Here is a 24,351-nt window from a genome sequence, read left to right as displayed (position 1 = left end):
CGGCCGGTCATCGCCCCACGACGGCGCGCGAGATGACGAGCTGCTGCACCTCGTCGGTGCCCTCGCCGATCGTCAGGATCTTCGCGTCGCGGTAGTGGCGGCAGACCGGGTACTCCTCCATGTAGCCGTAGCCACCGTGGATCTGCACCGCCTCCTCGGCGGCGCGCACCGCCAGGCGCCCCGTCTTGAGCTTCGCCTGGGCGGCGGTCAGCGAGAAGTCGCGCCCCGCGTCCTTGAGCGCCGCGGCGCGGTAGACGAGCAGGCGCGCGGCCTCGATCTCGGTCGCGATGTCGGCGATCTTCTGCTGGATCTGCCCGAAGCGGGCGATCGGTCCGCCGAAGGCGTTGCGGCTCTTCGCGTACGCGACCGCCTCGTCCAGGCAGCCCTGCGCCAGGCCCAGGCCCATCGCGGCGACGCCGATCCGGCCGCCGTCGAGGATCTGCATGAACTGCTTGAACCCCGCGCCGCGCGGGCCGAGCAGGTTGCCCTCGGGCACCCGCGCGCCGGCGAACGTCAGCGGCCGCGTGTCGGACGCGTTCCAGCCCATCTTGCGGTACGGCTGGCCGGGCTCGTAGCCGGGCGTGCCGTTCTCGACGATCAGGTTGGAGATCTCGGGCCGGCCGTCGGGGCGGGTGCCGGTGATGGCGGTGATCTGGACGTGGCCCGAGATGTCCGTGCCCGCGTTGGTGATGAACTGCTTCGCGCCGTCGATCGTCCACGTGCCGTCCTGCAGCGTGGCCCGCGTGGAGAGCGCGGCGGCGTCCGAGCCGGCGCCCGGCTCGGTCAGCCCGAACGCGCCGAGCTTGCGCCCCGCGCACAGGTCGGGCATGTAGCGCTGCTTCTGCTCCTCGCTGCCGAAGGTGTTGATCGGCTGCACGCCGAGCGACGTGTGCGCGCACATCGTGATCGCCACCGACGAGTCGATCCGCGTGAGCTCCTCGACCGCGACGGCGTACTGCAGCGTCGTGCCGCCCGACCCGCCGTGCTCCTCGGCGAAGGGGATGCCCATCCAGCCGAGCTCGCCCATCTTCGCGACGAGCTCGTAGGGGAACGTCTTCGTGCGGTCGAGCTCCTCGGCCACGGGCGCGACCTCGTTGACGGCGAAGTCGCGGACCGTCCGCTGCAGCTCGCGGACGTCCTCGGGCAGGTCCAGATCCATGGGGACGCTTATACCGACTGGACGGTCGAAGTTTCAAGCGGCATGCTGTCCGGCACGCGCGCGGCGCCCCGCGTGCGGCACCCTTGGACGCGACGAATGCCCGCCCCGCCGAAGAGCCCCGCCCTCCGCGAGCGCTACGACGCCCGCCAGCGCGAGATCATCGAGACCTGCGCCCAGGTGTTCGCCGAGCGCGGCTACGACGGCACGTCGGTCGACGACCTCGTGCAGGCGACGGGCTTGGCGCGCGGCGGGCTGTACCACTACATCGGGTCGAAGAGCCAGGTCCTGACGCGGATCCTGGAGGACCTGATGGCGCCGCTGCTCGAGGCCGCCGCGGCGATCGTCGACGGGCCCGATGCGCCCGCGACCGCCGAGGAGCGGCTGCGCGCCCTGACCCGCGTGTGGATGCGCCGCGTCGAGTCGCACCGCCACCACGTGCAGGTCTTCCACCAGGAGCGGCGGACGCTGCAGCGCGAGCCGGCCTGGGACGCCGTGCGCGGCGACCGCGAGGCGTTCGAGCGGCTGCTGACGCGGGTGCTGCAGGACGGCGCGGCGAGCGGCGAGTTCGCGGTGCCCGACCCGGCGCTCGCGGCGCTGGGTCTGCTCGGCATGGTCAACCACACCGCCCTGTGGTTCACGCCCGGCGGGCGGCTGACCGCCGACGAGGTCGCCGACGGGTTCGTCGACCTGCTGCTGTCGGGCCTGCGGCCGCGGTAGGCCGGGCCGCGCCCGGAGTCGGGCGCGTCAGCCGGATGACGCATGAGGCGCGCGGGCGCCGCGCCTAGCGTCGTCGGCATGTCCGCTCCCCCGGCCCCTCCCGCGCCCGCGGCGTCGTCCTCGCCCGCTCCCCCGGCGTCGCGGCCCGGGGGCTGGGCGCCGCTGCGCCACGCCGGGTTCCGCACGATGTGGACGGCCCAGCTCGCGAGCAACGTCGGCGGCTGGATGCAGACCGTCGGCGCGCAGTGGCTGATGCTGTCGCTGTCCGGGTCGGCGGCGTACCTGGCGTTCATCCAGACCGCCGCGAGCCTGCCGGTGCTGCTGTTCGCGGTGGTCGCGGGCGCGGTCGGCGACATCGTGGATCGGCGGCGCTTGCTGCTCGTCTCGCAGACCGCGATGCTGGCGGCGTCGCTGCTGCTGGCCGCGCTGACGATCCTGGACCTCGTCACGCCCTGGGTGCTGCTGGCGCTGCTCTTCGCCGTCGGCAGCGGGCAGGCGTGGACGTCGCCGACGTGGCAGACGCTGCAGCCCGAGCTGGTGCCCGCCGGGGAGCGGCCGCAGGCGATCGCGCTCGGGGCGGTCAACCAGAACCTGGCGCGGGCGATCGGCCCCGCGCTGGGCGGCGTGCTCGTGGCGGCGACGGACCCGAGCGTGGCGTTCGTCGTCAACGCCGGGACGTTCCTGGTGGTGATCGTGGCGGTCGCGCGCTGGCGCGGCGCGCGGCGGGCCGCGGCGAGCGCGCTGCCGCCCGAGCACCTGCTGCCGGCGGTCCGCGCGAGCGGCCGGTACGTGCGCAACAGCCCGGCGCTGCGGGCGGTGCTGGCGCGGGCCGGGGCGTTCGTCTTCTTCGCCAGCGGGCTGTGGGCGCTGCTGCCGGCGGTCGCGCACGGGCCGCTCGGTCTGGGGTCGGGCGGCTACGGCGTGCTGCTGGGCGCGGTCGGCGTCGGCGCGGTGGTCGGCGCCGGGCTGCTGCCGCGGCTGCGCGCCCGGCTGGCGCCGGACGTGATCCTGGCGGGCTCCGCCGTCGTCGTCGGGGCGGCGACGCTCGTCCTGGCCCGCACCGGCAGCGTCGTGGCCGCGGTGGTCGCGCTGGCGTTCGGCGGCGTGGGCTGGATCCTCGCCCTGGCGACGCTGAACGCGACCTACCAGGCGATGCTGCCGGCGTGGGTGAAGGCGCGGGGCCTGGCGTTCTACCTGGTGGTGTTCCAGGGCGGGATGGCGATCGGCAGCGCGGTGCTGGGCGTGGTGGCCGGGTCGGCGGGGCTGCGGACGACCCTGACCGTCGCGGCGATCGCCACCGCCGTCGTCCCGCTGCTCGGGCTGCTGCGGCCGATGCCGCGGCTGCCCGCGGACGAGCTGGTGCCGGCGAGCGACGCGCCCGCGCCGATCCCGACCGCCGACGACGCCGCGCCCGCCGGCCCCGTGCTGGTCACGATCGAGCGCTACGCCACCGCGGGCGCCGCGGACGAGCTGGCCGCCGCCGTCGCCGGCCTGCGCCGGGCGCGGCGCCGCACGGGGGCGAGCGCGTGGAGCTCGTGGCAGGACGTCGCCGACCCGCGCCGCGTCCTCGAGCAGTTCGTCGTCGCCACCTGGGACGAGCACCTGCGCCAGCACGAGCGGATCACGGTGCGCGACCAGCACGGGCTGGAGCGCGTGGCCGCGCACGCCGAGCCGGGGCGCGCGCCGGTGATCACGCACTGGGCGGCGGCGCGGGGGTCGGGGCGTTGAGCAGGGTGCGGGAGGCGCGCAGACACCGCGTCCACCACCTGCCCCGGCGACCGAACCGACGGGCCGCCAAGCGCTCGGACATCGAGTTCGGAATGAGGCCGGATAGAGCGGCCGAATCCCGAACTCGATCGTCTCGCCCCGGCGCCACGCTCCGCCCGAACCAGGCCGCCGGGCCGCACCGCGACGCGGGCCGCCTACCGCACCGGCCCCACGTAGAACCACGCGCCGTCCTCGCGGACGAACGCGCTGTCCTCGCGCTGCTCGCCCTCGTGCCCGGCAGCGTCGCGGTAGCGGGCGACGAACGCGACGGTCCCCGACCGGTCGTCCTCGCCGCCCGCGGTGGTCCGCAGGACGTCGAGCCCCTCCCACCTCAGGCCGTCGTCCAGGTCGAGCGCCGCCGGCCGCGTCGACGGGTGCCAGGTGGCGAGCAGGTACGCCCGGTCGCCGAACGCGAAGGCGCTGTAGCGCGAGCGCATCAGCCGCTCGGCCGTCGGCGCCGTCGCCCGGCCCGACGCCCGCCCGCGGTGCAACGGGCGGCAGCAGTCGGCGTACGGCGCGCCGGAGCCGCACGGGCAGGGACGGGGCGGGCGGGACGGAGCCACGGCCGAAGGATCACACGGCGGGGCGAGCGACGGGCACGGCACGTCGCGGACCGCAGGGCGGCGGCGCGTGCCGACGGCGACCACGCGACCGATCCAGCCTGACGTCCCGCGCGCCTCGGGCGGCCAGGCCCCGCCCCGGCTGCCGTCCCTCAGACCGGCTGCCGCCCCTCCGCCGCCAGCGCCGTCAGCGCGTCCCGCAGCTGCGCCCGCGACGACACGCCGAGCTTGGGGAACACGCGGTACAGGTGCGAGCCGATCGTGCGGTGGGAGAGGAAGAGGCGGGCGCCGATCTCGCGGTTGGACAGGCCCGACGCGGCCATCTCGGCGATCTGCAGCTCTTGGGCGGTGAGCTCGTCGAAGCGGGGGCCCGTGGCGGAGCGCGGGGCCGCGGTGCCGGCGGCGCGCAGCTCCTGCTCCGCCCGTCGGCGCGCCGCGGCGGCGCCGAGCGCCTCGAAGCCGTCGCGGGCGGCGCGCAGCTCGCGCCGCGCCTCGACGATGCGGCGGTGGCGGCGCAGCCACATCCCGTGGCCCAGGTGCACGCGGGCCGCCGCCAGGGGGCCGAGCGGCGCGGCGGCGCGCGCCGCCGCGACGAACGCGTCCGCGGCCGCGTCGTCGTCCGCGAGCGCCGCCCGCGCGACCGCCACGCCGCGCCGCAGCCGCGGCGCGTCGACCGCCGCGGCCGTCCGCGCCAGCGCCGCCACGTGCGGCCGCACCTCGTCGGCGCGGCCCGCGGCGGCCGCGGCCTCGGCGTAGTCCCCGATCACGAGCCAGCGCCGCGACTCGAGCGCCGCCGCGCCGTCCGGCGCCCACAGGCGGGCGAACCAGTCCGCGGCGTCGTCCCAGCGGCCCGACCACAGCGCGATGATCCCGCGGGCGACGTGCGCGTCGGCCAGGTGTCCCGTCCGCCCGACGAGCGCCCGCTCCGCCGCCGCGGCGCGCGCGTCGGCGGCGACCGGGTCGCCGGCGATCCCCTCGACGAGGGCCTGCAGCGCGCCGGCCTGCGCGCGCAGCACGTCCTGCCCGGTGTCCTGCGCCAGCCGCGCGGCGGCGTCGGCGTCGGCGCGGGCGCGGGTCAGCTCGCCGGTGCCGTACGACGCCCACCCGCGCTGCATCAGCGCGACGGGCAGCATCCCCCAGCGACCCTCGAGCCGCATGCGGTCGGCGGCCGCCGTGAGGGACGCGATGGCGAGCCGGTCGTCGCCGAGCTCGTGCGCCGTCTGCCCCAGGTGGCGGCCCAGGCGCGGGTCGCCGCCCGCGTCGGCCGGCAGCGCGCGCAGGTGGGCCAGGACGGCCGCACCGTGCTCCGCCGGGGCGACGGTCGCGAGCACGCCCGCCAGCGCCGGGTGCCGCTCCATCCCGCCCATCCGCGCGACGGCCGCCCGCAGCGCGTCCGCCGGCAGCGCCGCGGGCGGGGTCGACGCGGCGCGCTCGCCGACGCGGATGGCGAGGGCGCGCACCCAGTCGTCGCGCCACGGGGCGTCGGGGCCGGTCGCCGCCGCCTCGGCGTGGCGGGCGAACGCGAGCGCCCCGCGGCCGTCGTCGGGGCGTCCCAGGTCGTAGACCGCCTGGATCCAGCCGATGCGCTCGCGGTGCGCGGGCGTCGTCGCGGCGTGGACGGCCTCGGAGACCAGCCGGTCGACCAGGTCGGGGCGCCCGATCTCGAACGCCATCGCCGCGGCCTCGAGCAGCCGCGCGACCCGGTCGTCGCCCGGCGGGCTGACGCGCGCGGCGCGCTCCATCGTGGCGAGCGCGTCGCGCAGCCCGCCGCGCAGGCGGGCCGCGGTGGCGCCCTCCGCCAGCGTCGCGGCCAGGTCGGGGTCGCGCCGCAGCGACGCTGCGGACCGGTGCCACGCGGCGCGGTCCGGCTCCGTGGCGACCACGGCGGCGAAGGCCACGTGCACCGCGTGCCGGCGCGGCAGCGACGCGGCGCGGTAGGCGACGGCGCGCGCCACCTCGGTGCGGAAGCCGACCGTCTCGTCCTCGGCGACGAGCAGCCCGCGCGCCGCCAGCGCCGAGCAGGCGGCGAGCGCCGCGGCCTCGTCCCGCCCCGTCACCCGGGCGGCCACGGCCACCGCGTCGCCCAGCTCGGCCCGGTCCGCGGCGGCCGCGGCCAGGACCACGGCCGCCTCGAGCTCGTCGCGCACGCGCGGCGCGGGGTCGAACGCGTCGACCAGGCGGGGCGAGAGCGGGACGGCGCCGTGCGGCCGGGTGGAGCAGCGGCTCCAGGCGTCCCGCGACGCGGTCGCGAGCTCGCGCAGCGCGAGGGGGTTGCCGCCGGCGGCCTCGAGCGTGCGGGCGCGCAGGCCGACGGGCAGGCCGGGCGCCACGGCGGCGACCAGGGCCGACGCGGCGGACGGGCCGAGCGGATCGAGCCGGACCACGTCCAGGCCCGACCGGCGGACCCGCGCGTCCGCCGGGCCGCCCGCGGCCAGCAGCGCGAACGGCTCCGCCCGCAGCGCGCGGGCGGCCAGGGTCAGGGCGTCCCAGCTGGCGTCGTCGACCCACGCGACGCCGTCGAGCAGCAGCACCGTCGGACGGTCGCGCGCCGCGTCCCGCAGGAGCGTCGCCACGCGGGCGTCGCGCTCGTCGCGGTCGACGTCGGGGCCGAGCGGGGCGAACGGCGCGCCGAGCGTGGCGGCCAGCTCGCGCAGCGCGGCGAGCGGCCGCGCGGCGCGGGCGGGCACCGGCGTGAGGACGAGCACCCGCACGCCGGACTCGATCGCGTCGCGGGCGCCCTCGCGCAGCAGCGTGGTCGTGCCGGCGCCGGGCTCGCCGACGAGCGCCAGGCCGACGACGCCCTCCGGGGCGCCGGCGACGCGGGCGACGGCGGCGAGCTCGTCGTCGCGGCCGAGCGGCGGGCGCACCTCAGGGACGGGCATGCCCCCACGGTGACGCGGACCCGCCGCGGTTTCATCACACGGTCTGGTGATCCGGCGCGCGCAGCACGTCCGCGAGGAACGCGGCGGCCTGCGCGATCGCCGCGGTGGCGCCGTTCGTGGCCCGCAGGTCGTTGAGCATCATGAAGTCGTGGATCATCCCGCCGTAGCGGGTGGACGCCACGTCGACGCCGGCGCGCCGCAGGCTGCGGGCGTACGCCTCGCCCTCGTCGCGCAGGACGTCGGCCTCGGCCGTGATCACCAGGGCGCGCGGCAGGCCGGCGAGCTGCTCCGTCGTGGCGCGCAGCGGGCTGACCGTGATCTGCGCGCGCTCGGCCTCGTCCGTCGTGTACTGGTCCCAGAACCACTGCATCGCGTCGCGCCGCAGGAAGAAGCCCTCGGCGAACTCGTGGTAGCTGGCGGTGTCGAACGCGGCGTCCGTCACGGGGTACAGCAGCGCCTGCCCCCGGAACGTCACGTCGCCGCGCTCCTTGGCCAGCAGCGTCAGCGCCGCGGACATGTTGCCGCCGACGGAGTCGCCGGCGACCGCGATGCGCGAGCCGTCGATGCGGGCCTCGTCGCCCTTCTCGGCGATCCAGCGGGCGGTGGCGTACGCCTCCTCGACCGCGACGGGGTAGCGGACCTCGGGCGAGCGGTGGTAGTCGGGGAAGACGACCGCCACGCCCGCGCCGACGGCGAGGTCGCGGACGAGGCGGTCGTGGGTGTGGACGTCGCCGAAGACCCAGCCGGCGCCGTGGACGTAGAGGACGGCGGGGAGCGGACCGAAGGCGTTCGCCGGGCGGACGATGCGCACGCGGAAGTCGCCGGCCGGCCCGGACAGGGTGACCCAGTCCTCGTCGACGGCGGGCTTCTCGATCTCGCCGGACTGGACCTCGTCGACGGCCTTGCGGCCCTCGATCGGACCCAGGTCGGGCAGGTACGGCGGCTGGGCGGTGGCGTCGGCGAACGCCTGCGCGGCGGGCTCGAGGACGGGGGCGGCGTCGGACATGGGGACCTCGCTGAGGGTCGGAGAGGAGGACGCTCCCGACGCTAGGCCGCCCGCCCGCCCGCCTCATGCGTCATCCGACTCGGCCGCGTGACGCTCCCGCACGACGCGCACCAGCTCGACGCGCGAGGCGACGCCGAGCTTCGCGTACGCCCGGCGCAGGTGGGTGGCCACGGTGTTCCCCGACAGGTGCAGGCGCTCGCCGAGCTCGCGGTTGGTCCCCCCGTCGGCCGCGGCCTCGGCCACCCGGCGCTCCGCGGGGCTGAGCGCCGCCCATCCGGTCGGACCGGCCGTCGGCGCCGGGCCGGCGGGGGTGCCGCCGAGCGCCCGCAGCGCGTCCTCGATGCGGCGGATCGGCGCCGCCGCGCCCGTGGGCCGCAGCAGCGCCAGCGCCGCCTCCAGGTGCCGCGCCGCGCCCCCGGGGTCGCTCGCCGCGAGCAGTCGGCCCAGGTGCTCGTGCGCGGCGGCGCGGGGCAGCGGCCGCGGGACCAGGGCGAACCGCTCGACGGCCTCGGCGAGCAGCACCGGGTCGCCGGCCAGCAGGGCCCGGGCGTGCAGCGCCGCCGCCGTCAGGACGGGGTAGGCCGGCGCGAGCGCCGCCCGGCGGACGACCGCCCGGACGGCGGACGCCGCGGCGACGTCGGCCCCGGCGTCGAGCGCGGCGCGGACGAGCAGCGGCACGTCGGCGACGTCGAGCGGCGCGGCCATCGCCGGACCGGACCCGTCGACCGCGGCGGCCAGGGCCGGGGCCTGCCGGCGCACCGTCGCGCGGTCGCCCTCGGCGTCGGCGAGCAGGACGGCCAGCCAGGCGCCGGCGCTGCGCACGCTCGGGGGCTCCGCGGCGAGCATCCGCGCGGCCCGCGCGCGGGTGATGTGGCGCGTGGACCCGTCCCCGGTCAGCAGCCCGACGCGGCAGCGGACGAAGCCGACGGTCAGCTCGGCCAGGTCCGCCTGCTCGCCCGGGCGGACGAGCGCCAGGCCGGCGTCCGCCTCGTCCCGCGCCTCGGCGAGCCGGCCGGCGTCCAGCAGCACGCGGGCGCGGGTGCCGTGCCACAGCCGCACGGCGGCGGACTGCCCGCGGCCGCGGGCCAGGCCGATGCCCCGATCGGCGTCGCGGACCGCCTCGTCCGTGCGGCCGCAGGCGCTGCGCAGCAGGGCGCGCCACGACGTCGGGGGCGCCCACAGGTCGTGCTCCGCCCCGCCGGCGCGCTGCGTCACCGCCAGCGCCTCCTCGACGAGCGCCAGCGCGCGGTCCCAGTCCGTGCGGTCGAAGGCCGCCATCGACAGGACCGTCAGCGCGGTCGTCGCGGCCGTCGGCTCGTCCGCGTGCGCCGCCAGCTCGCGGGCCCGGGACGCCGTCGCCTCGGCCGCCGCGGCGTCGCCCGCCATCACCTCGGCGAGCGCCTGGGCGGCCAGGAGCTGGGCCCGGACGCCGGCGGGCACGCCGGCGCCGGCGGCCGCCGCAGCGCTGTCGCGCGCCGCGTCGGCGAACGACGTCGCCGCCACCAGCCGGGCGAGCGCCAAGCGGACCCGCGCCTGGTCCGCGGCGTCGACGTCGCGGGCGAGGGCCGCGGCGGCCAGCGCGCGAGCGCGCGCCAGGTCGCCCGCGTCGCGCAGCAGGTCGACGGTGGCGGCGACGAGCCCGCTGCGGTCGGCCGCGTCGCCCGGCGTCAGCTCGAGCGCCCGCCGGCTGAGCGCCGCGGCGCGGGCGGGATCGCGCGACGCGAGCGCCTCGGCGGCGCGGCGCAGGAGCGCCGCGGCGCGCGCGTCCGGCGGCTCGGCTGCGGCGGCCACCACCCCGGCGAGCGCCGGCGTCGGCACGCCGTCGGGCGGGACGGCGGCGAGCGCCAGGTCGCGCAGCTCGGCGCGATCCGCCGCCGTGAGCCCGGCGCGGAGCGCGGCGCCGACGAGCGGATGCGGCAGGCGCAGATCGTGGCCGTCGCCGTCCAGCAGCCGGGCCGCGATGGCGGCGCGGAGCGGCTGCACGAGCGCCGACGCCGGAACGCCGAGCAGGGCGGCGAGCGGGGCGAACCCGACCTCGTCCCCCAGCAGCCCCGCCGCGCGCAGCAGGCGGCGTGCCTCGGGCGGCAGCGCCGCGGCCCGGGCCTGCAGGAGCGCGGCGAAGCGCGCCGGCGCCACGTCGGGCGTGCGCGGCACGAGCACGCCATCGCGGCGCGTCGTCGCGTCCTCCTCCGCCAGGCCCGCCAGCAGCGCGAGCAGGTCGCGCGGCCGGCCGCCCGCGGCGTCCGCCAGGCCCAGCAGCGCCGGGCCGGGATCGGGACCGAGCACGTCGGCGACGACCGCGGCGACCGCCGCCGGCTCCAGGGGTGCCAGGTGCAGCGGCTCGGCGCCCTGGTCGCGCAGGCGTTCGACGACGTCCCGCACGTCGGTGCCGGCGGCGTCCGTGCGGACGGCCACCAGCCAGCCGACGGGCCGGGCGGCGAGCCGGGGCACCAGGACGCGCAGCGCCAGGAGGGCGGCCGCGTCGGCGCGGTGCAGGTCGTCCAGGACCACCAGCACGGGCCCGGCGGCGGCCGCGCGGCCGACCGCCCCCTGCAGCGCGGTCAGGAGCGCGACGACGTCGGGCGTCCCGTCCGGGCCCGTCACCGGCGCGGGTCCGCCGAGCAGCGCCGCCCGGACCGGGTCCCCGCCGGCCGCGGCGTCGCCCGCCAGGACCCGCACGCCGCGGCGCCGCGCGTCGTCCGCCACGGCGTGGAGCAGGCGGCTGGCGCCCAGGCCCTCGCGGCCCTCGACGATCCACGTCCCGCCCGTCCCCGCGGCCAGCGCCGCCACGCCGGCGGACAGGCGGGCCAGCGCGCCGTCGCGGCCGCGGACGGGTCCGTCGCCGGGCGGAGGGGATGGGGGCTGCGCCGGGGTCGTCACGTCGTCCTCCGGGCGCGCCGGACGCGCGCATCCTAGCCCGGGGAACGCGTGAACGGACGTCTCCGGCGGCGTTGCTACCGTCGGTCCGCCGATGTCCGGACCCCCATCCCCGCTTCGGTGCACCGTCGTCCACCGTCCGCCTCTCGGGCGGCCCGACACCGGGTCCGCGCCGCCCGCTCCCGCCCGATGATCGCCGCCCATCCCCTCCGCGGCCGGGACCGCGAGCGCCGCGCCCTCCGCTCCGCCCTCGACGACGCCCGCACCCGCGGGCGCGGCAGCGCGCTCCTCGTCCCCGGCGACGCGGGGCTCGGCAAGACGCGCCTGCTGCAGGAGGCGCTGCGGCTGGCCCGCGACGCCGGCGCCGGGACCGCGTCCGGCCTGGCCGCCCCGGGCGACGAGCCGCTGCCGATGGGCCTGGTGCTGCAGGTGCTCGTGCGCGCCGCCGAGCCGACGGCGACGCTGCCGGACGTCCGCGAGCACCCCGACCGCGAACGCTGGTTCGTCGAGGAGCTCGAGCTGCTGCTGCAGGAGCGGACCGCGCGGCGGCCGCTGCTCGTCGCCCTCGACGACCTGCAGTGGGCCGACCGGGCCAGCCTGGGCCTGCTGCGCACCCTCGTCCCGCGCCTGCTCGCCCTGCCGCTCGTGTGGGTGCTGGCGTACCGCCCCACGCAGGCGCCCCCCGCGCTCCAGGCGCTGGTCGCCGCCGCACGCGACGCGGGGGCCACCACGCTGCCGCTCGCGGCGCTGCCGTCCGCGGCGGTGGGCCGCATCGCCCAGGACGTGCTCGGCGGGGCGCCCGACGACCGGCTCGCCGACACGGTGCGGCGGGCCGAGGGTCATCCGTTCCTGCTGCTCGAGCTGCTGCGCGGCGCTCGCGAGGACGCCACGCCGACCGCCGCCGTGGAGGCGTCGCTGCCGGCGCGCGTCCACGCCGCCACCCGCGCCCGCCTGGAGCGCCAGTCCGCCGACGCGCGCGCCGTGGCCGACGTCGCCGCCGTGCTGGGCCGGCGCTTCGACCGCGGGCAGCTCGCCTCGCTCGCGGCCGTCGACGACGGCACGCTCGCGGCGGCGGTGCGCGAGCTCGTCGCCGCCGACGTCCTGACGGAGGAGCCCGACGGCGGGCTGGCGTTCCGCCACGACCTCGTCTGCGAGGCGCTGCTGGGGTCGATGCCCGCGGCGATCCGTCGCACGCTCGAGCGCGAGGCCGTGGACGTGCGGCTGGCGGCGGGCGCGCGGCCGGCCGAGGTCGCCGCCGCGCTGGCCGCGAGCGCGCCGGCCGGCGACCGCGCCGCGACCGCGCTCCTGCTCGCCGCTGCGAACGACCTGGAGCGCAGCGACCCGTCCACCGGCGCCGACCTGGCCCGCCGCGGGTTCGCCCTCGCCGACCCCGACGACCCGGAGCGAGCGCCGCTCGCCGCGGCCGCCGCCCGCCTGCTGCACGCCGCGGGCCGGGCGGAGGAGGGCCTGGCCTTCGCCCGCACCGCCCTGGCCGACGTGCTCGAGGCCGAGCAGCAGGCCGAGGTGCTGCTGAGCATCGCGTGGATGTTCTCCGTCGCCCCCGACGACGCGGTCGCGGCCGGCCGCGCCGCCCTGGCGCTCGACGGCGTCTCGCCCGCCCTGCGCGCCCGCCACCTGGCGAAGCTCGTGCACGGTCTGGGCATCGCGGGCCGCTCGCGCGCCGCCGAGGCGCTGCGCCCCGAGGCGGTGGCCGCCGTCGCCGCGGTGCCCGGGGACGCCGACGCGGCGTTCGGGCTCGTCGCGGCCGAGGCGGTGCTCGACCTGGCCGCCGGGCGGATCGCCGCGCAGGAGCGTCGCATCCGCGCCGACCTGGCCGCCCACCCCGACGACCCGGTGCGCGTCGCGATCTGGCCGCACTGGCTCGCCGACGTCGCCGCGCACCGCGGCGACTACGCCGGGGCGCTGCGCACCGTCGACGCCGGGCGGGAGGGCGCCCGCGCCGCCGGCCAGGCGTGGATGGCCGAGCTGTGGGAGCAGCGCCGCGGGCGGATGCTGCTCGAGGCCGGACGGCCCGCCGACGCGCTCGCCGCGCTCGAGGGCCTGGCCAACCTGGACGCCGGCAGCGTCGTGCGCTCCGGCCCCGACGCGATGGCGCTGCTCGCGCTCGGCCGGGCCGCCCTGCACGCCGGCAGCGCGCACGTCACGCGGGTGACGGCAACCGTCGCGCGCCGGGCGCTCGACCGCGAGGCGCCCGAGATCCGCCGCCACGCCGCGTGGCTGCTGGCGCTGCAGGCGGCCGCCGCGGGCGACCCGCACGCCGCCGTCGGCGTGCTCGCCGAGCTGGGCCCGGACGGGGACGAGTCCGTGCTGCCGACGATGATCCGCGACGTCCTGGACCCGCCGCAGCTCGTGCGGATCGCGCTGGCGGGGGGCGACGCGGCCCTGGCCCGCCGGGCCGTGGCCGACGCCGAGGCGATCGCGGGGGCGGACCCCGGGGTGGCGGAGCCGGCCGCTGCCGTCCTCCACGCCCGCGGGCTGCTGGACCGCGACGAGCGCGCCCTCGCCGCGGCCGCCGAGACGCTGCGGCCGGGTCAGCGTCCCCTCGCGCTCGCGTCCGTGCGCGAGGACCGCGCGGTGCTGCGGGTCCGCACCGGCGCCGGCGACGACGCGGTCGCCCTGCTGCGCGAGGCCCTCGACGGCTACGTGGCCGCCGAGGCGTCGTGGGACGCCGCCCGCGTCCGCGGCCGCCTGCGCCGCCTGGGGGTCCGCGCCGGCCGCGGCGCGGCGCCGACCCCGACGGCGGGCTGGGAGAGCCTGACGCGGTCCGAGGCCGCGGTGGCCGAGCTGGTGGCGCAGGGGCTGAGCAACCGCGCGGTCGCCGAGCGGCTGTTCGTGTCGCCGCACACCGTCAGCACTCACCTGCGCCACGCGTTCGCGAAGCTCGGCGTGCGCTCGCGCGTCGAGCTGGCGCGGCTGGCGCTGGAGCGGGCCGCCCGCTAGGCGGCGGACGCGGCCCGCACCGCCGCGCGGACGACGTCGGCGACGGCCCGCGGCTGCGACAGCGCGACGGCGTGCGACGCGCCCTCGACCTCGACGACCGTCATCCCCGCCCGGTCGAAGCCGAAGCGGTGCACCTCGGGGTTGATGGTCGCGTCGGCCGTCGGCAGCACGCCCCACGCCGGCGTCGTCCGCCACGCCGGCGTGCCGGTCACGCGCTCCTCGAACGCGGCCGCGGCGAGCGGGCGCTGCGCGATCGCCAGGAAGCGCGTCGTCTCGAGCGGCACGTCCGCGGCGAACACGGACGGGAAGGCCGCGGGGTCGACGGAGACGTCGACGCCCTCGCCGCCGTCCGGCAGCGGGAACGGCGCCGTGCGCAGGCTGGCGGCCAGCGCGGAGTCGGGGAAGCGGCCCTGGTGCTCGCCCAGGCTCTCCCCCTCGTCGAGCGCGTAGGCGGCGACGTAGACCAAGCCGACGACCTGGTCCCGCTGCCCGGCGAGCGAGATCACCGCGCCGCCGTAGGAGTGGCCGACGAGCACGACGGGCCCGTCGATCGCGTCGAGGACGGACGACAGGTACGCCGCGTCGGACGCCACGCCGCGCAGCGGGACGGGCGGCGCGACGATCGGCAGGCCGTCGGGGTGCAGCTCGGCGTGGACGGCGGACCAGCTGGACGCGTCGGCGAAGGCGCCGTGGACGAGGACGACGGTGGGGGTGCTCACGAGGGTGCTCCGGAGGGTCGGGGGGGGTGGCGCCGCCGACGCTACGGTCGCCGCGGCGCGGTGCCTTGCGTCAGGTGACCGCCGTCGCGGCGCCGACGTCGCCCGTGGCGCGTCGTCGTTGCGTCGCCTGACTGCACCGCGCCCGGAGGCCCGCGGACGCTGCCAGGCTGGGGGCATGCCCGCGCCCGCCGCCCCGTCCACCCCCGGCCCCGTGCTCGTGCTCGGCGCCACCGGCACGCAGGGCGGCGCGGTCGCCCGCGCGCTGCTCGCCGCCGGGGTGGAGACCCGCGCCCTGGTGCGCGACCCGAACGCCCCGCGGGCGCGCGCGCTGGCGGACGCGGGCGCGGCGCTCGTCCGCGGCGACCTGAACGACGCCGACGCCCTGGCGCCCGCGTTCGCCGACGCGGCGGCCGTCTACGGGGTGACGACGCCGTTCGCCGACGGGGTGGACGGCGAGGTCCGCCAGGGCGAGGCGATCGTGGCGGCCGCGGCCCGCGTCGGCCTGCCGTGGCTCGTGCTCGCGTCCGTCGCCGCGGCGGACCGCGCCGACGTGCCGCACTTCCGCAGCAAGGCGCGGATCGAGGCGGCGCTGCGCGCCACCGACGTGCCGTGGACCGTGATCGCGCCGAGCTACTTCTACGAGAACGTCCTGGGCCGCGACGGTGGCCTGCCCGCCGGCGAGCTGCCGATGGCGGTGCCGGCCGACCGGCCGCTGCACCAGGTCGCGCTCGAGGACCTGGGCGCGCTCGTCGCCGCGGTGCTGGCGCGGCGGGACGAGCACCTGGGCGTGCGCGTCGAGGTGGCCGGGGACGCGCCGACCCCGGCCGAGATGGCGGCGGCGCTCGGCGTGCCGCTCGTCCCCGTGCCGCTCGAGGACGTGCGCCGGCGCAGCGCCGACCTGGGCGCGATGTACGCGTTCCTCTCCGACGAGGGGTACGGCATCGACGTCGCGGCCCTGCGCGCCCGGTACCCCGAGGTGGCGTGGCGCTCCTTCGCCGACTGGGTCGCGGCGCGCCGCTGAGCGGTCGCGCGCCGCGGCGGCGAGCGCCGGACCGCGCGCGCCGCGGCTGGTAGAACGCCTCCATGCCCCCCGAGGACGCGCCCGCCCGCCCGCTCGTCGCCACCACCGTCCGCGACGGCGTGGCGACGATCGCGCTGGACGACCCGGACACCCGCAACGCGCTGTCGGACGAGATGCTCGACGCGATCATCGCGGCGTTCGAGGCGGTCCGGGACGACGACGCGGTGCGCTGCGTCGTCCTCGCGTCGACGCACCCGCGCACGTTCTCGTCCGGCGGCGACCTGGCGGGATTCGCGGAGGAGGGACCGCTCGTGCACAAGCACCGCGCGATCGACCGCTTCCCGCGGCTGTTCCGGCTGATCCGCGACCTCGGCAAGCCGACGGTCTGCCGCGCGAACGGTCACGTCCTGGCCGGCGCGCTCGGCGTCGCGCTGGCGTGCGACCTGGTCGTCGCGTCCGACGACGCCACGTTCGGCACGCCCGAGATCAACGTCGGGGTCTTCCCCTTCATGATCATGGCGCTCATCTACCGGAACGTCGGCCGGAAGAAGGCGACGGAGCTGCTGCTGCTCGGCGAGCGCCTGGACGCCCGCGAGGCCGAGCGGATCGGCCTGGTCAACCGCGTCGTGCCCGCCGCCGAGCTCGACGCGCAGGTCGACGCGTGGGCGACGAAGCTCGCCGCCTCCTCCCCGCTGCTCGTCCGGATGGGCAAGGACGCGATCGCCCGCCAGACCGACATGCCGTTCGACGACGCCCTGGACTACCTGCGGTCGATGCTGGCCCTCGCGTTCTCGACGGAGGACGTGCAGGAGGGCGTGGCGGCGTTCTTCGAGAAGCGCGCGCCCGAGTGGCGCGGCCGGTGACGGCCTCGGCGCCCGAGGACCGCCTCGACCGGGCGGCGCTGCGGCGCGGCGTGCGGGCGGGCACGCCGTTCGCGCTGGCCAACGCGCTCGTCGCCCTCTCCTTCGGCACCCTGGCGCTCGACTCGGGGTTCTCGTGGGTGGCGGCGATCGTCATGTCGGCCGTCGTCTTCGCGGGCTCGGCGCAGTTCGCGGCGGTGACGATCGCCGCGGCCGGCGGCAGCCTGGGCGCCGCGGTGCTCGCCGCCACGCTCGTGCACTCCCGCTTCCTGCCGATGGGCGTGGCCCTGGCGCCGTCGCTGCCCGGCGGGCCGCTGCGTCGCGGGCTGCAGGGTCAGGCGATCGTCGACTCGTCGTGGGCGATGGCGGCGCGCGAGGACGGCACGTTCGACCGGGCGTTCCTCTTCGGGTCGACGGCGGTGCAGTACGTCGGCTGGGTGCTCGGCACGGTCCTCGGCGCGTTCGGCGGCGGGCTGCTGGGCGACACCGACCGCTTCGGCCTGGACGCCGTCTTCCCGACGTTCTTCCTGGTGCTGCTGCTGGCCGAGCTGCGGTCGGGGCGCGCGCGGGGCGTCGCCGCCGCCGGGGCCGTCATCGCGCTGGCGCTCGTGCCGTTCGCCCCGGCGGGCGTGCCGGTGCTGGCGGCCAGCCTGGCCGCGCTCGTGGGCCTGCGCCGGCGCGCGGGGACGGAGGCGACGGCGTGAGCGTCGACCCGTGGGTGCTCGTCGCGACGGTGGCGGCGATGACGGCGACGGTGAAGGCGATCGGCCCGATCGCCTTCGGCGGACGGGCGCTGCCGCCGCGCGCCGCGTCGGTCATCGCCCTGCTCGCGCCGGCGGTCCTGGCCGGCCTCGTCGCCGCCGGGCTCGCCGACCAGGGCGGGCGGCTGGGCCTGGGCGAGGAGGCCGTCGGCGTGGCCGCCGGCGGCGCCGTCGCCCTGCGCGGCGGCTCGATCGTCGCGGCGGTGGTCGTCGCCGCCGGGGTGACCGCGCTGCTGCGCGCGGTCACCTGACGCGCGGGGTCAGCGCCGCGGGCCGTGCCCCTGCCGGGCGGTGCGGCGCCCGCGCGCGTCGGCGCGGACTCGCCGGGGCGCCGTCCGTCGCAGGATCGGCACGACCCGTCACGGATCTGGCACATCCGTCCGCCCCGAGACCGCGGGCTCGCGTGCACCGTCCACCGCGCCGACGGGAAGGACGTTCACCCCGTCCGAGGAGCCCCATGCACCGTTCGCTCGTCCTGTCGCTCGCCGTCGCCGGCGCCGCGCTCGTCCCCGTCTCGGCCGCCGTCGCCGACGCCCCGTCCACGCCCGCCGCGAAGGTGGTCAAGAAGCGCCGCTGCGACAGCAACTACCGCGGCCGGTGCCTGCGCCCCGACGTCTCGGACTACGACTGCGCGGGCGGCAGCGGCAACGGGCCGTACTACGTGAGCGGCCCGTTCCGCGTGGTCGGCACGGACCACTACGGCCTCGACGCGGATCACGACGGGATCGCCTGCGAGCGCTGAGCCGCGCCGGGGCGCCCCGGTCGGCGGGGTCCCGGCGGGCCGGGACGCCACGCGCATCGGGGCCGCGCCTATCCTCGGTCGGTGCGTGACGTTCCCCGTCCCGAGCTGCGGGCGGCCCACCGGGCCGTCGTCGTGGCCTTCCTGCTGCACGGCCTGGCGGCCGGCACCCTGTTCGTCCGGATCCCCGACCTGCGCGACGCCGCCGGGCTCGGGGACGGCGGCCTGGGGCTCGTGCTCGCGGCGCTCGGCGCGGGGGCGATCGTCGCGATGCCGGTCGCGGGCGGGCTGACCGCGCGCCACGGCAGCGCGTGGACGATGCGCCTGCTGCTGCCGCCGCTCGCGGTGGCGCTCGCCGTGGTGGGCCAGCTCGATTCGCCGGTCGCGCTCGCCGCCGGCACCTTCGCCTTCGGCTGCGTGATCGGCGGCCACGACGTCGCGATGAACGCGCACGGCGTGACGGTCGAGGGCGCCGCCCGTCGGCCGATCCTGTCGGGCCTGCACGCCGCGTTCTCGGCCGGCGCGCTGCTCGGCTCCGGTCTGGGGGCCCTCGCCACGAGCGCCGACGTGGGCGCGAACGTGCACCTGGCGGCCCTCGCCCCGTTCGTCCTGCTGGGCGGGCTGGCGTACCGCCGCCTGCTGCCCCCGGAGACCGACCGCCAGCCGGCGCGTCAGGCGCACGAGCCCCGGCCGTCGCTGGCCGCCCGGCTGGCCCCGCTGCGCACCCCCTGGCTGCTCGCCTGCGCCGTCGCGGCGCTCGGCTCGTTCGTCGCCGAGAACTCGGTGACCGACTGGAGCGGCGTGCTGCTGCGCGACCACCGCGACGCGTCGCCGGGGGTGGCGGCGCTCGGCGTCTTCGCCTTCTCCGCCGCGATGACCGTCGGACGCCTGACGGGCGACCGCACCGTCGCGCGCTACGGCGACCGCGCGACGCTGACGGCCAGCGGCGCCGTCGCGGCCGTCGGCTGGCTCGTCGTCGCGCTCGTCGACGACCCGTGGGCCGCCATCGCCGCGTGGGTGCTGACGGGGCTCGCGCTCGCCAACGCGGTGCCGATCGTCTTCCGGGCGGCCGGCACCCCGCGCCCCGCCCGCGACGGGCGCCCCGGCCCGACGGCGACGCAGGGCCTGTCGCTCGTCGTCGGCCTGGGCTACGCCGGCGGCCTGCTGGGCCCCGCCGTCCTGGGCGGCCTGGCCGAGGTGGTCGGCCTGCCGACGGCGATGCTGCTGCCGGCCGCGCTCGCCGCGCTCGTCGTCCTCCTCGCCCCCGTCGCCGCCGCGCCGACGGACGCCGCGGCGGAGCCCGCGACGGGCGCGGCCGCCGACGCGGCCGCCGCGGGCCCGACGGTCTAGCCGGCGCGCCCCGGGGCCGCCCGGGCCGCGGCGCCGGGGCGGCCGGCGCCTCAGGCCGTCAGCCCCTGCACCGCGGCGCCGACCGTGCCGGCGCTCATCGCCGCGAACGACACGACGGTGATCGCGCGGTACGGCAGCGCGGACGACCACCGCTCGCGGAACGCGAGCGGCAGGAACAGCAGCGGGTTGACGACCGCGCCGAAGAGCAGCGCGGCCCGGTTCCAGTCCGGCAGCCCGGGCAGCGCCAGCCCGACCGCGATCAGGATCAGCCCCATCATGATCAGGTCGATGTGCAGCTGCAGCAGGCGGCGCGGGCTGCGCACCCCGGCGCGCCGCAGCAGGTCGGGGAAGGCGACGCGGAGCATCACGACCCAGCCGAGCAGCGCTCCGGTGGCGAGCAGGCACAGGCCCGCGCGGACGAGCAGGTCCATCGTCCGGGCCTACCCGGCCGCCGTGCCGAGGCGCTCGCGCGCGTAGGCGACGAAGGGCTCGAGGGCGGACGCGTCCTGGAGGGTGTCCGGGTTGGCGACCCGCTCGACCGGCGCGCCGGTGAGGATCCGCTTGACCGGCACCTCGAGCACCTTGCCCGAGAGCGTCCGGGGGATCGCGGCGACCGCGTGCACGGTGTCGGGCACGTGCCGCGGCGAGCACGTCTCGCGCACCGCGCGCGCGATCCGTCGCCGCAGCTCGTCGTCCAGGGTCGTGCCGTCGCGCAGCACGACGAACAGCTCGATGGTCGAGCCGGCCGCCGCCCCGTCGGGGTGGGGCAGGTCGACGACGAGCGCGTCGAGGATCTCGTCGAGCGCCAGCACGCCGGCGTAGATCTCGCTCGTGCCCATCCGCACGCCGCCGCGGTTGATCGTCGCGTCGGAGCGGCCGTGCAGCACCGCGCCGCCCTCGGGCGTGCGCGCGACCCAGTCGCCGTGCCGCCAGATCCCGGGGTAGACGTCGAAGTACGCCTCGTGCAGGCGCGTGCCGTCCTCGTCGCCCCACAGCCGCAGCGGCATCGACGGCATCGGGCGCGTCAGGACGAGCTCGCCGACCTCGCCGGTCGGCACCTCGCGGCCGTCCTCGTCCCACGCCTCGAGCGCCGCGCCGAGCGCGGGCGCCTGCAGGCGTCCCTCGACCACGGGCAGCGTGGGCACGCCGCCGACGAACGCGGAGCACACGTCGGTGCCGCCGGACGTGGAGAAGAGCCACGTGTCGTCGCCCAGCTCGTCGTACACCCAGCGGAAGCCCTCCGGCGACAGCGGCGAGCCGGTGGAGCCGACGGCGCGCAGGGCGGACAGGTCGCGGCCCTCGCGGGGGCGCACGCCGGCCTTCACGCACGCCTGCAGGTACGCGGCGCTCGTGCCGAACGTCGTCACGCCGGCGTCGGCGGCCAGGCCCCAGAGCGCCGCGGCGTCGGGGTGCCCGTCCGGGCCGGGCGGGGTCGGCGAGCCGTCCCACAGCACCACCTGCGCCGGGGTCAGCAGCACCCCGACGAGGAAGTTCCACATCATCCAGCCGGTCGTGGTGAACCAGAAGACGCGGTCGCCCTCGCGCGCGTCCAGGTGCAGCGTCATGAGCTTGAGGTGCTCGAGCAGGATGCCGCCCTGGCCCTGGACGATCGCCTTCGGCAGCCCGGTCGTGCCGGACGAGTAGAGGATCCACAGCGGGTGGTCGAACGGGACGGCCGCGTAGGCGGGCGCCGCGTCCGGGTCGCCGTAGTCCGCCCACGCGACGCCGTCCCGCAGGGCCCCGGGATCGGCGCCGGCGTCCAGGTACGGCAGGAGCACCGTGCGGCGCAGCGACGGCAGCGCGTCCTGCAGCGCGCGCACAGCGTCCGTGCGGTCGAAGTCCTTGCCGCCGTAGCGGTAGCCGTCGACGGTCAGCAGCACGGTCGGCGCGATCTGGCCGAAGCGGTCGAGCACCGCGCGCGGACCGAAGTCGGGCGAGCAGGACGACCACACGGCGCCGACCGCCGCGCACGCGAGCACCCCGGCCATCGCCTCGGGCACGTTGGGCAGGTACGCGACGACGCGGTCGCCGGGCCCGACGCCGTCCGCGCGCAGGCCCGCGGCGATGCGCGCCGCCTCGGACCGCAGCCGGCCCCAGGTCCACGCGTCGAGGGGCCGCAGCTCGGACGCGTGCCGCAGCGCGACGGCGTCGGGGTCGCGGCCCTCGAGCACGTGCTCGGCCAGGTTGAGCGTGCCGCCGGGGAACCAGCGCGCCCGCTCGACCTGCTCCGGCGGCGTGGCGAGCGGCCGCTCCGGCGCCGCGTGCCAGCGCACGCCGCAGAAGTCGGCGACCGTCGCCCAGAAGTCCTCGAGCGCGTCGACCGACCACGCGTGCAGCGCGGCGTAGTCCGGCAGCGCGACGCCGTGGCGCGCGGCGGCGTGCGCGCGGAAGCGCTCGATGCTGGCGTGGCGGGCGCGCTCGGGGTCGGGCGCGTGCACGCGCGGCGCGGCGCTCACCGGACCAGCCCCACGTCGGTGGCGGCCGGCAGCCGCGGGCCGGCCTGCGCGACGGCGCTCGGCAGGACGTGGCCCACCGTCTCGCGCAGCAGCCCGCTCCCGACGAGCAGCCCCGGCAGCGAGATCCCGCTCTCCACCCCCAGGTCGTCGAGCACGGACACCAGGTCCTCCGTGGCCAGGTTGCCCGCGGCGCCCTCCGCGAACGGCGATCCGCCGAGCCCGCCGAGCGACGTGTCGAAGCGCGTCACCCCGCGCTGCAGGCCCGCGTAGGCGCAGAGCAGCGCGGTGCCGCGCGTCTCGTGCAGGTGCAGGCCGACGTCGGTGCCGACCGCGTCGAGCACGTCGTCGATCCCGCGCGGCGTGGCCATCCCGGTCGTGTCGGCCAGGGTCACGACGTCGGCCCCGGCCGCGCGCGCGGCCGCCACGACGCGGGCGACCTCGTCCGGCGCGATCTCGCCCTCGTACGGCGAGCCGAACGCGCACGAGACCACGGCGTCGACCGGCAGCCCGGCCGCGCGCGCCGTCTCGGCGATCGCCTCGAGCTCGCGCAGCGCGGCGTCCACGCCCATCCGGACGTTGCGGCGGCCGTACTCCTCCGACGCGGAGAGCGTGGCGGACAGCGCGTCGGCCCCCGCCGCGACCGCGTCGACCGCGCCGCGCAGGTTGGGCACGAGCGCCGTGCGGACGACGCCGTCGATCGGGCCCAGCTCGTCCAGCAGCTCGGCCGCGCCGGCCATCGCGGGCACCGCCCGGGGCGAGACGAACGCGCCGACCTCGATCTCGCGCACCCCGGCGGCGACGAGCGCGCGGATCAGCCGGACCCGCGCCGCGACCGGCAACGGCTTCTCGACCTGCAGGCCGTCCCGCGGCCCGACGTCGCGGACGTGCGCCGCGGCGGGCAGTGAGCGGGACGGCGCTGGGGACGGCATGGCGGCATCTTCTCCGTCCGGGCGTCCGCGCGCCACCCCTGCTGCGCGCCGCCCGTCGCCTGGGGCGTCCGGGGGGCCGCCGGCGCCCGCCGCGCCGGAACGCCGACGGGCGGCCGTGGCCGCCCGTCGTGGGGTGCGCGGCGGCGGGCGCCGCCGCGCGGTGGCGGCCGTCCGGCCGGGCCGGACGGCGCGCCGTCAGCGCGTCGCCAGGATCGGGCGCGGCACGCCGACGCCGTTCTCGCCGGGCTTCGGCCGGCCCGGGACCGCGGAGTCGGAGTCGCGGATGTGCAGCACGCCGTTGACCTGCAGCTTCTTGCCCTTCTTCGAGTAGGCGCTCGAGCGGGTGCCGCAGTTCGTCTTCGGCTTGACGCGGCCGTAGACGACGATGCCCTTGGCGCCCTTGCGGCAGCGGATCACCGGCACGTGCTTGCCGTTCGCGAACGACTCGACGTAGTTGCGGCCGCCGTTGAAGGTGACCGTGTTGCGCCCCTTGCCCTGCAGGCGCACGACGTTGTCGCCGCCGTTCGTCGTGATGCGGTTGTGCAGCTGCCCGGCGCGGATGAAGTTCTTGCCGGAGCCGACGGTGATGACGTTCGTCCCGCGACCGCCGTAGATCTCGTTGTCGCCGTTGAAGGCCGTGATCGTCGTGGTCTTCGACCGGGCCTTCGCGCCGCCCGTCGCCTTGATGCGGTCGGCCCACAGGATGTTGTCGCCGCCCTTGCCCTCGATCAGCCCGCCGCCGTGGCCGCCGAACAGGTGGTCGTTGCCCTCGTCGCCGACCAGGTGGAACTTCGCCCACTGCCCCGCGCTGCGCGACTTCACCCGGCGCTCGCCGACCTTCTCGATGATGTTCGGGCAGTTGCGGATCCGGCCCTCGGCGATCGCCTTGGCGTTCGACGAGCCGCCGGTCGCGGCACGCGGGTTGATGTAGAGGACGGTCGCCGGGTTGCCGCCGCAGTCGACGCTCTGCACGGCGCTGGCCGTGTTGACGAAGATCTGGTTGACCCCGACGCCGGCCTTGATGCGCGCCGGGCCGGACAGGTAGAAGATGATGTTGTTGCCGTTGCCGACGGTGTACGTGCCGCCGCCGCTGCCCGTGTGCAGCACGTTGTTGCCGTTGCCGAGCGTGACGGTGTCGGGCGCGCCGCCCGGGTCGACGTAGTTGTTGCCGTCGCCGGCGACGATCGTGTCGTGGCCGGACCCGGTGTAGATCGTGTTGTTGCCGTTGCCGGCGGTCACCTTGTCGTCGCCCGCGCCGCCCTCGACGTAGTTGTCGCCCGCGCCGGTGTTGATGGTGTTGCCCGACCGCACGCCGTAGATGAAGTCGTTGCCGGGGCCGCCGATCAGCGTGTCCGCGCCGCCGCCGCCGTAGAGGACGTCGCCGCCCGGGCTCTTGCCGACCAGGCGGTCGGGGCCGGGGGAGCCCACGAGGGTGGCCGCCTGCGCGGCGCCCGAGGCCCCCAGCGCGAGGACGAGCCCCGCCGCGGCGGCCACGACGCCGCGACGGACGGAGGGGAGCTGCGACGCACGCGGCCGGCCGTGGCCCGTCGTCGTCGTTTCTGGGGTACGCATGTCACCTAGGGTAGG

The 24,351-nt window shown here is 78.4% G+C and carries 19 protein-coding genes; 9 read left to right on the top strand and 10 right to left on the bottom strand.

Annotated features, from left to right (window positions below):
• Positions 1–7: 7 nt before the first annotated feature.
• Positions 8–1,159: an acyl-CoA dehydrogenase family protein gene (locus J3P29_RS17285; protein ID WP_210495459.1), complete on the bottom strand. Its 1,152-nt coding sequence runs from the start codon at positions 1,157–1,159 to the stop codon at positions 8–10.
• A gap of 96 nt (positions 1,160–1,255) precedes the next feature.
• Here J3P29_RS17285 and J3P29_RS17280 point away from each other — a divergent pair, with 96 nt between their 5' ends.
• A complete protein-coding gene (locus J3P29_RS17280) occupies positions 1,256–1,876 on the top strand; it encodes a TetR/AcrR family transcriptional regulator (RefSeq protein WP_210495458.1) in 621 nt (206 codons plus the stop codon).
• 78 nt (positions 1,877–1,954) lie between these two features.
• Entirely contained in the window at positions 1,955–3,604 is a 1,650-nt protein-coding gene (locus J3P29_RS17275) for an MFS transporter (RefSeq protein WP_210495456.1), read from the top strand.
• A 194-nt stretch (positions 3,605–3,798) separates the two neighbouring features.
• Here the strand turns inward: J3P29_RS17275 and J3P29_RS17270 are convergent, their stop codons facing one another.
• From J3P29_RS17270 to J3P29_RS20510, 4 genes are all read right to left on the bottom strand, one after another.
• The gene (locus J3P29_RS17270) at positions 3,799–4,206 is read right to left on the bottom strand and encodes a YchJ family metal-binding protein (protein WP_210495455.1); all 408 of its coding nucleotides are present in this window, start codon (positions 4,204–4,206) and stop codon (positions 3,799–3,801) included.
• A 149-nt stretch (positions 4,207–4,355) separates the two neighbouring features.
• Positions 4,356–7,085, bottom strand: a complete 2,730-nt coding sequence (locus J3P29_RS17265) for a LuxR family transcriptional regulator (RefSeq protein ID WP_210495453.1) — start codon at positions 7,083–7,085, stop codon at positions 4,356–4,358.
• Positions 7,086–7,119: 34 nt separating this feature from the next.
• Positions 7,120–8,091 (bottom strand): alpha/beta hydrolase, encoded by a 972-nt coding sequence (locus tag J3P29_RS17260; protein ID WP_210495451.1) that lies wholly within the window; start codon positions 8,089–8,091, stop codon positions 7,120–7,122.
• A gap of 63 nt (positions 8,092–8,154) precedes the next feature.
• Entirely contained in the window at positions 8,155–10,971 is a 2,817-nt protein-coding gene (locus J3P29_RS20510; protein ID WP_210495450.1) for a helix-turn-helix transcriptional regulator, read from the bottom strand.
• 186 nt (positions 10,972–11,157) lie between these two features.
• Here J3P29_RS20510 and J3P29_RS17250 point away from each other — a divergent pair, with 186 nt between their 5' ends.
• On the top strand, positions 11,158–13,929 hold the full coding sequence (locus tag J3P29_RS17250) for a LuxR family transcriptional regulator (protein ID WP_210495449.1): 2,772 nt from the start codon (positions 11,158–11,160) through the stop codon (positions 13,927–13,929).
• Here J3P29_RS17250 and J3P29_RS17245 read toward each other — a convergent pair.
• Positions 13,926–14,648 (bottom strand): alpha/beta hydrolase, encoded by a 723-nt coding sequence (locus J3P29_RS17245; RefSeq protein ID WP_349239883.1) that lies wholly within the window; start codon positions 14,646–14,648, stop codon positions 13,926–13,928. The genes J3P29_RS17250 and J3P29_RS17245 overlap by 4 nt on opposite strands.
• Positions 14,649–14,823: 175 nt before the next feature.
• Between J3P29_RS17245 and J3P29_RS17240 the strand changes: the two genes are divergently transcribed.
• The 6 genes from J3P29_RS17240 (at position 14,824) to J3P29_RS17215 (ending at position 19,379) form a co-directional block, all read left to right on the top strand.
• Positions 14,824–15,669, top strand: a complete 846-nt coding sequence (locus J3P29_RS17240) for an NmrA family NAD(P)-binding protein (protein WP_210495446.1) — start codon at positions 14,824–14,826, stop codon at positions 15,667–15,669.
• Between the two features lie 62 nt (positions 15,670–15,731).
• Complete coding sequence (locus J3P29_RS17235) at positions 15,732–16,532, top strand: enoyl-CoA hydratase-related protein (RefSeq protein ID WP_210495445.1); 801 nt, start codon at positions 15,732–15,734, stop codon at positions 16,530–16,532.
• On the top strand, positions 16,529–17,233 hold the full coding sequence (locus J3P29_RS20940; protein ID WP_210495444.1) for an AzlC family ABC transporter permease: 705 nt from the start codon (positions 16,529–16,531) through the stop codon (positions 17,231–17,233). The genes J3P29_RS17235 and J3P29_RS20940 overlap by 4 nt, the downstream gene beginning before the upstream one ends.
• A complete protein-coding gene (locus tag J3P29_RS20935; protein WP_210495443.1) occupies positions 17,230–17,541 on the top strand; it encodes an AzlD domain-containing protein in 312 nt (103 codons plus the stop codon). Before J3P29_RS20940 ends, J3P29_RS20935 begins: the two co-directional genes overlap by 4 nt.
• Positions 17,542–17,747: 206 nt before the next feature.
• On the top strand, positions 17,748–18,032 hold the full coding sequence (locus J3P29_RS17220; RefSeq protein ID WP_210495442.1) for an excalibur domain-containing protein: 285 nt from the start codon (positions 17,748–17,750) through the stop codon (positions 18,030–18,032).
• A gap of 81 nt (positions 18,033–18,113) precedes the next feature.
• Positions 18,114–19,379: an MFS transporter gene (locus tag J3P29_RS17215; protein ID WP_210495440.1), complete on the top strand. Its 1,266-nt coding sequence runs from the start codon at positions 18,114–18,116 to the stop codon at positions 19,377–19,379.
• A gap of 50 nt (positions 19,380–19,429) precedes the next feature.
• Here the strand turns inward: J3P29_RS17215 and J3P29_RS17210 are convergent, their stop codons facing one another.
• From J3P29_RS17210 to J3P29_RS17195, 4 genes are all read right to left on the bottom strand, one after another.
• Positions 19,430–19,810 (bottom strand): hypothetical protein, encoded by a 381-nt coding sequence (locus J3P29_RS17210; protein ID WP_210495439.1) that lies wholly within the window; start codon positions 19,808–19,810, stop codon positions 19,430–19,432.
• A gap of 9 nt (positions 19,811–19,819) precedes the next feature.
• Positions 19,820–21,835: an acetoacetate--CoA ligase gene (locus tag J3P29_RS17205; RefSeq protein WP_210495438.1), complete on the bottom strand. Its 2,016-nt coding sequence runs from the start codon at positions 21,833–21,835 to the stop codon at positions 19,820–19,822.
• The gene (locus J3P29_RS17200; RefSeq protein WP_210495436.1) at positions 21,832–22,764 is read right to left on the bottom strand and encodes a hydroxymethylglutaryl-CoA lyase; all 933 of its coding nucleotides are present in this window, start codon (positions 22,762–22,764) and stop codon (positions 21,832–21,834) included. The genes J3P29_RS17205 and J3P29_RS17200 overlap by 4 nt, the downstream gene beginning before the upstream one ends.
• A gap of 195 nt (positions 22,765–22,959) precedes the next feature.
• Positions 22,960–24,336, bottom strand: a complete 1,377-nt coding sequence (locus J3P29_RS17195; protein ID WP_210495435.1) for a calcium-binding protein — start codon at positions 24,334–24,336, stop codon at positions 22,960–22,962.
• Positions 24,337–24,351: the final 15 nt, after the last annotated feature.

The organism is Patulibacter sp. SYSU D01012, from assembly GCF_017916475.1.
Taxonomy (GTDB): Bacteria; Actinomycetota; Thermoleophilia; order Solirubrobacterales; family Solirubrobacteraceae; genus Patulibacter.
The sequence above is the reverse complement of the archived record's forward strand: the minus strand, read 5'-3'. Positions and strand labels throughout refer to the sequence as shown.

Bases quoted from the DNA above. Each gene is read 5' to 3' on its own strand.
- J3P29_RS17285 (WP_210495459.1), bottom strand. From the start codon at position 1,159: ATGGATCTGGACCTGCCCGAGGACGTCCGCGAGCTGCAGCGGACGGTC.
- J3P29_RS17280 (WP_210495458.1), top strand. From the start codon at position 1,256: ATGCCCGCCCCGCCGAAGAGCCCCGCCCTCCGCGAGCGCTACGACGCC.
- J3P29_RS17275 (WP_210495456.1), top strand. From the start codon at position 1,955: ATGTCCGCTCCCCCGGCCCCTCCCGCGCCCGCGGCGTCGTCCTCGCCC.
- J3P29_RS17265 (WP_210495453.1), bottom strand. From the start codon at position 7,085: ATGCCCGTCCCTGAGGTGCGCCCGCCGCTCGGCCGCGACGACGAGCTC.
- J3P29_RS17260 (WP_210495451.1), bottom strand. From the start codon at position 8,091: ATGTCCGACGCCGCCCCCGTCCTCGAGCCCGCCGCGCAGGCGTTCGCC.
- J3P29_RS17250 (WP_210495449.1), top strand. From the start codon at position 11,158: ATGATCGCCGCCCATCCCCTCCGCGGCCGGGACCGCGAGCGCCGCGCC.
- J3P29_RS17240 (WP_210495446.1), top strand. From the start codon at position 14,824: ATGCCCGCGCCCGCCGCCCCGTCCACCCCCGGCCCCGTGCTCGTGCTC.
- J3P29_RS17235 (WP_210495445.1), top strand. From the start codon at position 15,732: ATGCCCCCCGAGGACGCGCCCGCCCGCCCGCTCGTCGCCACCACCGTC.
- J3P29_RS17220 (WP_210495442.1), top strand. From the start codon at position 17,748: ATGCACCGTTCGCTCGTCCTGTCGCTCGCCGTCGCCGGCGCCGCGCTC.
- J3P29_RS17210 (WP_210495439.1), bottom strand. From the start codon at position 19,810: ATGGACCTGCTCGTCCGCGCGGGCCTGTGCCTGCTCGCCACCGGAGCG.
- J3P29_RS17200 (WP_210495436.1), bottom strand. From the start codon at position 22,764: ATGCCGTCCCCAGCGCCGTCCCGCTCACTGCCCGCCGCGGCGCACGTC.
- J3P29_RS17195 (WP_210495435.1), bottom strand. From the start codon at position 24,336: ATGCGTACCCCAGAAACGACGACGACGGGCCACGGCCGGCCGCGTGCG.